At 43.0% G+C, this 12,668-nt stretch carries 10 protein-coding genes, 2 tRNA genes and 1 rRNA gene; 10 read left to right on the top strand and 3 right to left on the bottom strand.

Annotation, left to right across the window (positions count from 1 at the left end; all coding sequences use genetic code 11):
* From J7M13_01495 to J7M13_01455, 9 genes are all read left to right on the top strand, one after another.
* A 16S ribosomal RNA gene (locus J7M13_01495) occupies window positions 1–49 on the top strand; the annotation flags it as partial.
* 69 nt (window positions 50–118) lie between these two features.
* Window positions 119–196: transfer RNA gene (locus J7M13_01490), tRNA-Ile, on the top strand.
* 9 nt (window positions 197–205) lie between these two features.
* Window positions 206–280: transfer RNA gene (locus J7M13_01485), tRNA-Ala, on the top strand.
* A gap of 70 nt (window positions 281–350) precedes the next feature.
* A complete protein-coding gene (locus tag J7M13_01480) occupies window positions 351–578 on the top strand; it encodes an RNA-binding S4 domain-containing protein (GenBank protein ID MCD6362665.1) in 228 nt (75 codons plus the stop codon).
* On the top strand, window positions 575–1,258 hold the full coding sequence (phoU, locus tag J7M13_01475) for a phosphate signaling complex protein PhoU (protein MCD6362664.1): 684 nt from the start codon (window positions 575–577) through the stop codon (window positions 1,256–1,258). The genes J7M13_01480 and phoU overlap by 4 nt, the downstream gene beginning before the upstream one ends.
* A 4-nt stretch (window positions 1,259–1,262) precedes the next feature.
* The gene (gene eno / locus J7M13_01470; protein MCD6362663.1) at window positions 1,263–2,543 is read left to right on the top strand and encodes a phosphopyruvate hydratase; all 1,281 of its coding nucleotides are present in this window, start codon (window positions 1,263–1,265) and stop codon (window positions 2,541–2,543) included.
* On the top strand, window positions 2,543–3,946 hold the full coding sequence (fliD, locus tag J7M13_01465; protein MCD6362662.1) for a flagellar filament capping protein FliD: 1,404 nt from the start codon (window positions 2,543–2,545) through the stop codon (window positions 3,944–3,946). The genes eno and fliD overlap by 1 nt, the downstream gene beginning before the upstream one ends.
* Complete coding sequence (gene deoC / locus J7M13_01460; GenBank protein MCD6362661.1) at window positions 3,882–4,586, top strand: deoxyribose-phosphate aldolase; 705 nt, start codon at window positions 3,882–3,884, stop codon at window positions 4,584–4,586. The genes fliD and deoC overlap by 65 nt, the downstream gene beginning before the upstream one ends.
* A 257-nt stretch (window positions 4,587–4,843) precedes the next feature.
* On the top strand, window positions 4,844–5,923 hold the full coding sequence (locus J7M13_01455) for an aminotransferase class V-fold PLP-dependent enzyme (protein ID MCD6362660.1): 1,080 nt from the start codon (window positions 4,844–4,846) through the stop codon (window positions 5,921–5,923).
* On the opposite strand, the gene J7M13_01450 is transcribed toward J7M13_01455, so the two are convergent.
* Genes J7M13_01450 through polA form a run of 3 tightly spaced genes read right to left on the bottom strand, consistent with a single transcriptional unit; the run spans window position 5,916 to window position 11,454 of the window.
* Window positions 5,916–7,427 (bottom strand): tetratricopeptide repeat protein, encoded by a 1,512-nt coding sequence (locus J7M13_01450; protein MCD6362659.1) that lies wholly within the window; start codon window positions 7,425–7,427, stop codon window positions 5,916–5,918. The genes J7M13_01455 and J7M13_01450 overlap by 8 nt on opposite strands.
* Window positions 7,424–8,851, bottom strand: coding sequence for a radical SAM protein (locus tag J7M13_01445; GenBank protein MCD6362658.1), 1,428 nt, complete (start codon window positions 8,849–8,851; stop codon window positions 7,424–7,426). The genes J7M13_01450 and J7M13_01445 overlap by 4 nt, the downstream gene beginning before the upstream one ends.
* Window positions 8,852–8,865: 14 nt before the next feature.
* A complete protein-coding gene (gene polA / locus J7M13_01440; GenBank protein MCD6362657.1) occupies window positions 8,866–11,454 on the bottom strand; it encodes a DNA polymerase I in 2,589 nt (862 codons plus the stop codon).
* 86 nt (window positions 11,455–11,540) lie between these two features.
* On the opposite strand from polA, the gene J7M13_01435 reads away from it, so the two are divergent.
* On the top strand, window positions 11,541–12,629 hold the full coding sequence (locus J7M13_01435; GenBank protein ID MCD6362656.1) for a fructose 1,6-bisphosphatase: 1,089 nt from the start codon (window positions 11,541–11,543) through the stop codon (window positions 12,627–12,629).
* Window positions 12,630–12,668: the final 39 nt, after the last annotated feature.

The raw sequence follows: 12,668 nt of genomic DNA, 5'->3' as shown, positions 1-12,668 counted from the left end.
GTCGTAACAAGGTAGCCGTAGCGGAAGCTGCGGCTGGATCACCTCCTTTCTAAGGAGATCGCTCTTCCAATAGAAGGGTGAAGGAAGCACGCTATTCCCTCTCAAGGTAATCCGAGGTGGGCCTATAGCTCAGTTCGGTAAGAGCGCACGCCTGATAAGCGTGAGGTCGGAGGTTCGAATCCTCCTAGGCCCACCATTTTTTAATGGGGCGGTAGCTCAATGGGAGAGCGTCTGGTTTGCAACCAGAAGGTTGGGGGTTCGAATCCCCTCCGCTCCACCAATTTTATGAAAGATGGAGCCGGGAGGGTATACCCTCCCGGCTTTCTAATATTCTATATTATGTCATGAGATTGGATAAATTTCTGAAAGAAAGTGGTATAATTAAAAGAAGAACCATGGCTCAAGAGTTGATAGAAAAAGGCTTGATTCTACTTAATGGGCGGGAAACCAAGCCTTCAGCGAGGGTGAAGGTGGGAGATGAAATTAAGGTCTATCTGCCCGGAAGAGCTTTGCTCTTTAGGGTCATGGCTCTTAGAGGGAAAGATAGGGTAGTGTTTTTAGGGGAGTTGGGAGAATGATATCCATAAAAGATGCTCTTTTTGAGGAGGATTTAAAGAAAATAAAGAAGGACCTCTGTGAGATGGCAGACCTCGTTGAAGATGCCTTAAGGAAAGCTGTCCAGGCTTTAAGGGAGGGCGATAAGGAGTTAGCAACGGAGGTAGTTGAGGGAGATGATGCCATCGATCTTAAAGAAATGGAGATAGAGGAGAAGTGCCTCCAGGTTATAGCCTTAAGGCAGCCTATAAGGGGGAGCCTGAGAGAGGTCTTTACGATCCTTAAAATCATAACAGATCTTGAAAGGATGGGAGATGAGGCCACAAACGTTGCTGAATTTGCTTTAAGACTTATGGATGAACCTCTTTTAAAACCGCTGATCGATATTCCGAGAATGGCGGATATATGTGTTGAAATGCTTCAAGGGGGGATAAAAGCATTTCTGGAAAATGACGCTCAGTTAGCTGAGGAAGTTTTTAAAAAGGATAAAATGAATGATGAGCTTTATAAGCAGATATTCAATGAGCTCCTTTTCCTAATGATCTCTGACTCAAGTGCTACGAGAAGAGGAACGGGGCTTCTCTTTATAGCCCGGTTTATAGAGAGATTTGGGGATCATGCTGCTAACATAGCAGAGAGGGTATATTATATGGTAACTGGTAAGAGGATAAAGGTAGAGTTGGGAATAAGAAAGGGGGTATAGAAGATTGAGCAGAATTATAAGTGTATGGGGTAGAGAGGTACTGGATTCACGAGGTAATCCAACGGTCGAGGCTGAAGTCGTTCTTGAAAGCGGTGCGGTTGGTATGGCAATCGTTCCCTCTGGGGCTTCCACGGGCACATTTGAGGCTATTGAGCTGAGAGACGGGGAGAAACGATATGGTGGCAAGGGAGTGTTAAAAGCGGTTCAAAACATAAATGAGATAATTTCTCAAGAGCTTATAGGACTCGATGCGGAGAATCAGGCGGAGATTGATAAGAAAATGATAGAGCTTGATGGCACGCCCAATAAATCCCGGCTTGGAGCTAATGCCATTCTCGCTGTTTCCATGGCGGTTGCACGCGCCATGGCTAATGAGATTGGAATTTCTCTTTTTAAATACCTTGGTGGGGTTAGAGCAAAGGTTCTCCCAACTCCAATGTTTAACGTTCTTAACGGAGGAAAGCACGCTGATAATAACCTCGATTTACAGGAGTTTATGATAGTTCCCATAAAAGCTCCCTCTTTCAGGGAAGCTCTGAGAATGGGAGCTGAGGTCTATCACACTCTTAAAAAGATACTGAAGGAGAGAGGTTTAGTTACATCAGTTGGAGACGAGGGAGGATTTGCTCCGGGGCTTTCCTCTAATGAGGAACCTTTAGCTCTTTTAGTTGAGGCGATAGAAAAGGCAGGCTATAAGCCAGGCGAGGAGATAGCGCTGGCGATGGATCCTGCTGCTTCAGAGTTTTTCAAGGATGGCAAATATCATCTTAAGGCAGACGGTTTAGAGCTAACCTCCGAAGAAATGGTTGATTTCTATGAAAAACTGGTTGATAAGTATCCGATCATCTCCTTGGAAGATGGCCTTGCGGAGGAAGATTGGGAAGGCTGGAAGATCCTTACCCAACGATTAGGGAGCAGAATTCAGCTCGTTGGCGATGACATATTCGTCACGAATCCTGAAAGACTCGGCAGAGGTATAAAGGAAGGGGTAGCTAATGCTATACTTATAAAGTTAAATCAGATAGGTACGCTTACCGAAACTCTTGATGTTATAAACCAAGCATATGATGCTGGATACTCTGCCGTTGTTTCCCACAGATCTGGGGAAACGGAAGATACCTTTATAGCTGATCTCGCAGTGGCCGCTCTGACAGGGCAGATAAAGACGGGTGCCCCAGCAAGGATTGATAGAGTAGCTAAGTATAATCAGCTTTTGAGGATAGAAGAGGAGCTCGGCGTTGGTGCAATATACGCCGGGCTATCTAAGATGAGGTATAAGGGGTAATGTCGAGGGTCTATTTGTTAGACAGATGGGTTTCGATAGATAACCTTAAAAGAGCTGCTTATTCCTTTGAGAGGATTAAGGGAACGAGAGTAGATAGCTTTCTTGATCCCTCAAGGAAAGAAGCTTTTTTGAGGAAAGAGCTCTCCCTGAGCGTTCAAGCTTGGGGAGAGCTTTCTTCTTTGATAAACGCTCTTAACAATGCTCTTGATGAGATCCTAAAGGGAGGGAGCTTTCTGCCCTTCGAGGTTAGTGATGGAAACGGATATTATGAGATTTCTATAGCTTCTTCCTTCGCTGGAGATGAAACGAAACATGAAGTGGAGATATTAGAAGTGGCTCTTCCTGATAAATTTTATACCACAATTGAGGTTTCGTCCCCCTATGAGCCTCTCAGTTTGGTGGGTGAGATCAGCGTTAACTCCGTGCCTATTAGCATATCTTCCGATGATAGCCTTATATCAATAGCGGGAAAGATAAATCAGTATAGCGAGGACACAGGGGTTGAGGCTTACGTTGGAGATAATAAGCTTTACATCGAATCATGGAATGGGTTGACAATTGAGGGAGATGAAAGCCTTCTTTCGAGTTTGGGATTTGAGCGTGTTTCTTCAAGAAGATCTGCCCGGTATAAGCTTGATGGCATTTCATATACTTCTGCTACTAACTATGTTAAGGATCTTCTTCCCGGAATCAATATGAGAATATCATCGGAGGGAAAGGCTACCTTTGAGATCAGCTTTTATCCAACGGAGGTTCTCAGGAAAGCTCAGGATCTTGTGAACGATTTTAATCGGCTTATCGAGAGGATAAACGCTTTCCTTGGTTATGGAGGAGCTCTTGAAGGGGATCTCGACTTGGCAAGTGTTAGGAGAAATCTTATTTATCCCTTTCTCTCAAGCGAAAACAGGCTATATAGTGCAGGTTTTGAGCTTAAAGAGTATAATCTCATATACGACGAATTTTCTCTCCTTTCCTATCTTGGAAGGCTAAGGGGAGAGCTCGCTTCCCTCTGGTTCAGATCTGCTGATGGAATTCCATCCTTTATAGAAGCTTTACAAAGGATAGGATTTCTGTCTGAGAAAAATGGTACTATAGGCTTCAACGAAAGGGAGTTTGTAGGAGCTCTTCGCGATGACTGGAGAAGCGTTAGGGAGCTTCTCGTCGGTGAAAACGGTGTTTTTAGAAGGTTGAAGTCTTTTCTCGATAAGGTTCTAAGTGATGGGGGACTTCCTTTTCATAAGGTAAACCAGGCAAAGAGTTTGCTTAAGTATATTTCTTCTCCAGATTTCAGAAGGATGAGCTACCTGAGCGAGAGGGAAAGAGAGCTTCTTCATAAGTATGAAAAGTTGCTTTACATTTTGGGAACGATTTCCGCCCAAAGGGGGAGATTGCCAATTGGTTAGATTAGAGTTGTTAATAGATCACACGCTTTTAAAACCAGATGCTACACAGGGAGATATAGAACGCCTTTGTGAGGAAGCTATACGGGAGGGATTCTTTGGCGTGTGTGTAAATCCCTGCTGGGTGGGTACTGTCTTTAATCTGCTTCGTAATACTGCTATTAAGGTTATAAGCGTTGCTGGCTTTCCCTTGGGTTCTAATAATGTTCGTGTGAAGATGGCTGAGATAGAGCGCGCTCTTTCTGAGGGAGCCGATGAGATAGATATGGTGATGAATGTAGGGTTCTTTAAAAGCGGTTATACCGATCGGGTTCTTGAGGAAATAAGGTGGGCCAAGGATATCTGTGGAGATAAGATCCTTAAGGTGATAATAGAAACACCGCTTCTTAAGGAGGATGAGAAGGAAAGGGCTGCTCTCTTGGTTGAGGAGGGAGGAGCCGACTTTGTCAAGACCTGCACTGGATTTTTTGGAGGCGTTAAGCTCGAAGATGTAAAGCTTCTCAGAAAATGCCTTTCTAAGAGGACGAGAATAAAAGCGGCGGGAGGTATAAGGACGCGCTCCTTCGCTCTTGCGCTTGTTGAGGCTGGTGCAGACAGATTGGGAGCATCAAGGAGCTTAGAGATTTTATCGGGATCAAATTAGGTAAATGGTGTCCGGCTTTTTTAGGAAGCCAAACCCCATTTTAGGTTTAAACGGTAAACTTCCTCTGGTATTATGAGCTCCTCAGGGATGGGTCTTTGTGGGGTTGTGCCTATCATATCCTCAAGGTATCTCTTCACAACGCTGTATCAGTATTCTCTTGTTATGTAGTAAGCGCGAGCTCCACCGAGCTTATGCTGATAATCAGACCGGGGATATAAATATATAAGTGGTATAATGAAAGCGGAGGTGATGAGAGCTTGACGAGGAGCATATATATGAACTACGCCTCTTTAACGCCTTTGGATGAAAGGGTTTTAAAGGAGATGATGCCCTTTTTAGAAAGGTGGAGTGAAGGGAAAAGAGCGGTTAAGGCAGTGGAGCTCTCTCGTATAAGGTTGAGTAAGCTTCTTTCATGCTCACCTAAAGAAGTGTTTTTTACTGCAAGTAGAGCTGAGGCTTTTTGCCTTGCTATTTATGGAATTTTGAGGAATTACGCGTGGAGGGGAAAGCATATAATAGTCTCTCAAATAGATAGTGATATAGTGATAGGAATTTGCAAGATTCTTGAGGAGAGAGGATATAGCATAAGCTATGTTTCAGTGGATAGATATGGCAGGGTTTCTCCGAGGGAGATCGAAAGACTGCTCCGAGATGAGACCGTTTTGGTTAGCATACCACTGGCGAGCGTAGATATAGGCACAATTCAGCCTGTAGCTGAGCTATCGGAGTTTCTCAAAAAACGAGAGGTTTTCCTTCACGTGGATGGAGTTCCCGGGTTAACCTGGATTTCTCTGGATTTGAGGAAAATAAGAGCAGATCTTATAACGCTTTCGTCCTCTCATATTTATGGTCCTGGTGGAGTGAGCGCTCTTTATATATCTCAAAGATTAGATTTTCAACCTCCTTCATTTTTGAGAAACGAGATAGAAAATATAGCAAATATAGTTGGTTTTGGAGTAGCGGCGGAGATCTTGCTTAGCGAGAGAGAAGGGGAAATCAGGCGAATAGCGGAGCTCAGAAACATGCTTGAGATAGGGATCAGAGAGAAGATAAGTGGGATTTTCTTCTGTGGCCATAAGATAGAAAGACTTCCCGGGATTTTAAGCGTTTGCGTTAATTACATAGGTGGGAAAGTTCTTGCTAACGCGTTGAGGGAAGAGGGAATAGATGTAGGTAGAAGCAGAGAGGAAACCTTAGTGGCTCTTGGTATTCCTCCAGAGCTTGCCAAAGGGGGAATAGTATTTTCCTTAGGTAGATGGTCTACTCACGAGGATATTGAAAAGCTTCTTTCTGTCCTCCCCTCTGTAATTGAGAAGCTACGAAGAATGACTATTTAAGGCTGCCATCATCATATGAACTTGGGGATAAAGCTATATTTATGAATCTATTTAGCATCTCCTTGAACTCTTTTCTATATCTGCTTTTTTGGAGCGTTCTTCTGAGATTTTCAAGAAAAGACTTTGGAACTATGTTTGAGGCGATATCCCAGCATGCGCCAAGCATCAGTGGATGCCTAACCCAACATTTTTTCCAGTATCCAAGCGCTCTCTGAAAATCTCCCATAAGGAGAGATATGAATCCTGCTGCGAAATATAAGAATGGATCCTCTTCTGGTATTGAAAGGGCATATTGAATTACGTTATGGGCTGTTTCTAGCTCTCCTTTATATGCGTAGCATATCGCGAGATTAGCGTAAGCATATGGATCATATTCGAACCTATCGAGAAGCTTTCCCCAGTATTCTATGGCCTTATCAAGCTTACCGGTTTGCTGGTATAGGGAGGCAAGAGTTGAGATAACGCTTCTTTCATCCGGTTTAAGCTCGTATAGTTTACGATAGTATCTTATAGCAGATTCGTAATTTCCCTGCTCTATATGAGCTTCTCCAAGCTTCTCGAGAAGATGAGGCTTTTCTCCTTCTTTTACGAGCAAGCTTTCCCAGAGCTCAATAGCTTCCTTGGTTTTACCCGTTTTATGAAGATGCAAACCCTTTACGAATTTAACGCTTGAGTCATCCGGATATCTTTCTACCAACTTTTTGATCAAGGGATCCGCTTTGTTCATTTCTCCACTTAAAATAAGATGCTTTGCGCTATTGACCAAGATATCTCTGTCTTCGGGAAAGAGGTCAGATAACTCACTTAAGGCTTTTTTGATAACTGGTTTTCTATCAGTGTATTCCAATAGGTTTAAAAGAAGATTCTTAACTTTTTCTCTGCGTGTAGGGTTGCTTTCATTTCGCGTAAGCTCAAGCAGCAGATCTATTGCTTCTTCTGGTTCAAAGGCATTTATGTATACCTCAGCTAATGTGTAATTTACCACGATGTCATTTGGGTTCTCTTTTCTTACTTCCTGCCATAGTCTATATGCGGTAAATTCATCTCCTGCTTCATATAGAATTCTACCAAGGTTTATCTTCGCTTCCCAATTTTTAGGATCCACCTTCAGGACCCTCTCGTAATAGCTCTTAGCTTCTTTGTACTCCTTTTTTTCCATGTGGTAATCGGCAATTGATAAAAGGGTGGGTAAATAGTCGGGGTTTCTCCTTAAAACGCTTTTCCATTCCTCTATAGCTTGCTTTATCTTACCCTGAAGCTGATATACAAGTCCAAGGTTATGCCTTGCTGGCAGGTTCTCTCTGTCTATGAGTAGAGCCTGCTTGAAATGCAGCTCGGCTCTATGAAGATCGTTAATGATGGTGTATAAACGGCCTATTTCGAGATGGATTTCGACGCAGGCGGGGTTTTCTTTTATAGCTTTCTTAAGCAGCTTTATAGCGCCTTCATAGTTTCCTCTCTCCTTTTCAAAATTTGCTTTTCTTAAAAACAGCTTTTCCTTCATCCTTGGGCGATTATTTCCTCCTTTTCCCAGCCTTCTTCCAGGTTTGGAGTCCACCTTACCCTAAGAAAGCCGTTAATCGCTCTTCTTAGGAAAAATAGCCTTCCCTTTTTAATTTCCTTCCAGAAAAAGGCAGGATTGATGTAAAAGGATATATAAGCTCTTTTGATGAATTTTATCAGATCTTTGCTGGTAAATCCAGGTACCTTCATGACTGGATCAAGCATTCCATATAGGCTCCAGTTTTTTGTTAGTAAAAGGTTGTTTTCGAGCGCGTAGCGATATATAGGCGTTCCAGGATATGGCGTAAGAAGGGTAAATTGAGCGTAATCTATGCCAAGCTTCTTTGCAAATCTTATCGTTGAAAGGATATCTTCTTTAGTTTCTCCAGGCACGCCTATTATAAAGGAGCCTATCACTTCTAAGCCATGAGCCTTTGCGATGCTGACGGCCCTTTCTGCTTTCTCAGTGGTGATTCCCTTGTTTATCAGTCTTAAGGTTTTCTGGGAGCCGGATTCTATTCCCATGTATATTCTGTAACATCCTCCCTTTTTAAGCTCCCGTGCGAGTTCATCATCAAGGGTATCCACGCGAGAGGAACATCCCCATGCTATTTCAAGGTCCCTTCTTCTTATCAGATTTGCTATTTTTATCGCTCTTTCCTTGTCAAAGGTAAATGTGTCATCGAGAAATTCTATCTCGTTTACTCCATATTTTTTGACGAGAAGCTCCATTTCTTCAACCACGTTTTCTGGACTTCTACCTCTCCACCTTTTCCCCATAAGCTTTGAGGATGAGCAGAAGATACATCCAAAGGGGCAACCTCTGCTCGTTATCATGGTACCCGTTATGATCTTTTTGTTAACTTTATATCTATCCATTGGTAGAAGATCATATGCTGGGAATGGAAGTGTGTCAAGATCCTCAATGGGAGCTCTGGGGGGATTTGAAATTATTTTCCCGTTTTTTTCTCTCCATGTTATGCCTTTAACGTTTTTTAAATTGGGTTCTTTCTTTTCGAGTTCTTGAAGAAGCTCAAGAAGGGTTATTTCTCCCTCCCCCCTTACTATCACATCTACATAGGGGCACTCCTTTAGGCTTTCTTCCGGTATAAAGCTGACGTGCGGTCCTCCCATAAGGATCTTTATTTTGTCGTTGACTTCTTTTATTACCTTTGCCATTTGGTATCCTCTGTATAAATTTGCAGTGAGCGTGCTTATTCCGACTACATCGGGAGAAAATCTTTTGATCCTCTCTATAAGCTCGTTTCTGCTTAAACCCTCTTCAAATCCGTCTATAAGTTTCACCTCATGTCCAGCTTCCCTTATGTAGGCTGCAAGATAGCTTATGCCTAAGGGGGGAGCTCCCGTTCCGAGGATTCTCTTGAGAGTACTCGGCGTTGGAGGAACAGCTAATAAAACTCTCACTTAAAAACACCTCCCTAAGGGTAGTTTACCATATTTCCCCAATTTTTCCCGATCTTAATGCTAACCTTTAGTGGAACCGATAGCCTAACAGCGTTTGTCATAATGCTTTTTATCTTTTCAACTTCGTCAGAAAGCTTATCTTCAGGTCCTTCGAAAAGCAACTCATCGTGGATTTGAAGGAGCATCTTAAAGCTCTTGAGCTCGCTATGTAGCTTCACCATAGCGAGCTTTATTATATCCGCGGCGCTTCCCTGCATAGGGGTATTTATTGCGTATCTTTCTGCCTGTTCTCTTAGCTTTTTGTACCTGCTATTAAGCCCTTCGATCTTTCTCTTTCTTCCGAGAATCGTCTTAACGTATCCCTTTTCCCTTGTCTCACTGATCAAACTTTCTATATATTCCTTAACTCTGGGATATCTGGAAAAGTATCTTTTTATATAGCTTTCCGCTTCTGACCTCGATATTCCAAGCTCTTGAGCTAAACCGTGAGGACTCATACCATATATTATTCCAAAGTTTATAACTTTGGCTATTCTTCTTTGCTCTGGCGTTACGTTTTTTTCATCTACGCCGAAAATCTCCGCTGCGGTTCTGGCATGGATATCGATGTCCCTTTCAAAAGCTTCAAGCAACCTGGGCTCGCCCGAGAAGTGGGCGAGTATCCTTAACTCTATTTGTGAATAATCCGCTGAAATAAGAATGTTTTCTTCCTTCTTAACCGTAAAAGCCTTTCTTATAGCCTTTCCTATAGGAGATCTTATGGGGATATTCTGAAGATTTGGATCACTTGAGGAGAGTCTCCCTGTTGCAGTTATAGTCTGATTAAAGACGGTATGAATACATCTCGTTTTGGGGTGAATGAGCTTTGGAAGATTAGATATATATGAGCTTTTTAGCTTCATTAAACCTCGGTATAGGAGTATCTTCTCGATAACTTCTTTGTAAGGACCTCCCGCTCTTATGAGCTCCGTAAGCGTTTGTGCATCTGTAGATCGCTTTTTTCTCTTTCCAGGTGGAGATAGTCCAAGATGATCGTAGAGTACCTCTGAGAGCTGTTTGGGGGAGTTTATATTGAATCTTTTCCCAACCGTTAGAAAAATTTCATTTTCTATTCTCTCAATTTCCCGTTCTATCTCTATCTCAAGTGCTGATAGCTCTCTTTCATCTAACCTTATTCCCTCAACTTCCATTTCTGCTAGAACGTTTGTTAAGGGAAGCTCAACTTCCTTAAATAGCGTCCATAGCCCTTCCTTTTCGAGCTCCTCTTGAAGTTCCTTTCTGATCGAGAGGCAGGTTCCTGCTTCTTCAGCTGCTCTAACGATTTCATTTCCCTCGGGTAAGTATTTCTCGAGGTGTGACAAAGCTAAGGCTTCAATGGTATGAGAGGATTTGGTTGAGTCAAGCAGGTATGAGGCAAGAGATACATCGAAATCGATATTCTTGATGTTGAATCCCTCTCTTTTAATAAGCACGAGATTTCTCTTAAGATCGTGTCCTATCTTAGGAATGTGGGAAGTGAGGATATAATGGATATTGTTAAGGATTTCGAATGTAGAGAAGCGATGCGTGAGGAATATGAAGGCTCTCTCTTCACTTGCGAGACAGAAGCCTCTTATGCTTGCCCACATGGGGGGATGATCGGTTGACATAACGTTTATATAGATCTCTCGAGCTTTAGAAAGCTTGGTGAGAGCTTCCCTAATTTCTCTTTCGCTTTCGATAATGGTATGTGGAAATCTTTCTTCGATCTTTATCTCTTCTTTGGTCAACCCCAGCTCCTTCAGAAAACTGTGAAATTCCAGTCTTTTAAGAAGACCAAATAGGATTTCTTTCCGAGGGGGCAGTATCTTAAGGTTTTCTATTTTTATATCTATAGGAGCATCTCTTTTTATAGTCGCTATCGATAAGTAAAGCCTAAGCTTTTCCTCATTTTCCTTTATTATCTTTAAGTCTGACCTTGAGATAATACCGTCGATGTCCCCGTATCTATTAAGGAGGCTCTGGGCTCTCTTCATTCCTATGGATGGAATTCCCGGTATATCATCTGATTGATCTCCCTTAAGGGCTATAAGATGTGGGATTTTCGAGGGGTCCACGCCATATTCCTGAATTACTCTATTGCGATCATAGATCTCTATATCTGATATTCCTTTGATAGTTCTTATAATTTTAGTTCTATCGCTTGCGAGTTGTAAGGCGTCTCTATCGCCACTGACGATGAAAACCTCGAGTCCCTCTCCCTCTGCTTTGAGTGAAATTGTTCCTATGATATCATCAGCTTCGAAGCCCTCCATTTCTATCGTTTTTATACCCATGGCTCGAATGATTTCCTTTGCTACCTCTATTTGAGGTCTAAGCTTATCTGGCATTTCGGGTCTTTTTATCTTATATTCCTTAAACTCTCTATGTCTGAAGGTGGGTTTCGGGGTGTCAAAGGCAACCGCGCCGTAGTTAGGCTTATATTCCTTTAGAAGCTTTATTAACATTCTTAGGAAGCCGTATACCGCATTTGAAGGAAAGCCATCTCTTGTGCCTAAGGGAGGAAGCGCATAGAAAGCCCTGTAAAGCAGGCTGTGGCCGTCTATTAAGAGAAGTCTTTTCAATCATTGAGCCTCCTTTCTTGATAATGTCTCTCTTTTATTGTAAAATGAATTTGAATAAAAGTAAATGGAAGGAGGTTGCAACGTACATGATTACGGTCTCTCTGATCAAAGCTGATATTGGTAGCTTTCCGGGACACACGCAGGCGCCGAGGAAATTGGTTGAGAAGTGTAAGGAATGTTTAGAGGAGGTAAAAGGTGAGTTAATAGTAGATTATTACGTTACCAGGTGCGGGGACGATATTCAGCTTTTGATGACCCATCATAAGGGGGTGGATAGTGAGGAGATTCACGCTCTTGCCTGGTCTACGTTCGAGAGAGCTGCTAATGTAGCTATTGAGGATAAGCTTTATGGAGCAGGGCAGGATCTTCTGGCAGATGCCTTCTCAGGAAATATTCGGGGATTGGGACCGGGATGCGCTGAGATGGAATTTGAAGAAAGAGGAGCGGAATCAATAGTTGCGTTCATGTGCGATAAGACCGATCCAGCCGCTTTCAACCTTCCCTTGTTTAAGATATTTGCGGATCCATTTAATACAGCTGGGCTCGTGATAGACAAGAAGCTAACACAGGGGTTTATCTTTGAGGTGCATGATTTGATAGGTGGAAAAAAGATTTCCTTAAAAGCGCCTGAGGAAATGTATGATCTTCTTGCTCTTATAGGAAACAGGGATCGCTATGCTATAAAGCGAATCTATAGAAAGGATGGTCTATTAGCTGCAGTGGTGAGTACAGAGAAGCTGAACTTTATAGCGGGAGAGTATGTGGGTAAGGACGATCCCGTTGCCTTGGTAAGGTGTCAAGGAGGGCTCCCTGCGGTTGGAGAGGTCCTTGAACCCTTCGCGTTCCCTCAACTTGTGGCTGGATGGATGAGGGGATCTCACTGGGGACCGCTAATGCCGGTTTCAGAAAAAGATGCCAATCCAAGCAGGTTTGATGGTCCACCCCGTATTATAGCGCTTGGCTTTCAGCTTAAAAACGGCAAGCTTTTAGGACCAGTGGATCTGTTTGATGATGTAGCTTTTGATAGAGCAAGAAGATGGGCTAATGAGATCGCGGATTACATGAGATTGCATGGTCCATTCCAGCCTCACAGGCTGTCTGAGGAACAAATGGAATATACAACGCTTCCCCATGTGCTTGAGAAACTTAGCTCTCGCTTTACGCCAATCGAGTAAGGTGGGATGCGTAAAGGGGGGCTTCCTCGAGGAAGCCCC

The organism is Synergistota bacterium, assembly GCA_021159885.1.
Taxonomy (GTDB): domain Bacteria; phylum Synergistota; class GBS-1; order GBS-1; family GBS-1; genus AUK310.
Note: the sequence above shows the minus strand (reverse complement) of the source record. Positions and strands in the feature narration are given on the sequence as shown.